Annotated in this window: 1 pseudogene; it reads left to right on the top strand. The window is 71.6% G+C overall.

The window, feature by feature from the left end:
* Positions 1–282: pseudogene (locus ACQG3P_RS19480) on the top strand (DNA repair protein RadA); the annotation flags it as partial.

The following is a 282-nucleotide window of genomic DNA, read 5'->3' on the forward strand; positions in this document are numbered from 1 at the left end:
TCCAATCCGTCGGCGATCTTCCTGTCCGGCGGCAGCACCCGGCAACCGGGCAGCTGCGTGCTGGTCACCCGCGACGGCACCCGCCCGCTGCTGGTGGAAGTGCAGGCGCTGGTGGATGCATCACCGCTGTCGAATCCACGCCGCGTGGCGGGGGGCCTGGAGCAGAACCGCCTGGCGATGCTGCTGGCGGTGCTGCACCGTCACGGCGGGGTGCTGGTGGGCGTCCAGGACGTGTTCGGGCACGTGGTGGGCGGCATCCGCGTGCAGGAAACCGCCGTGGAC

This window comes from Stenotrophomonas sp. SrG, assembly GCF_050031795.1.
In the GTDB taxonomy this organism is placed as follows: domain Bacteria; phylum Pseudomonadota; class Gammaproteobacteria; order Xanthomonadales; family Xanthomonadaceae; genus Stenotrophomonas; species Stenotrophomonas rhizophila_A.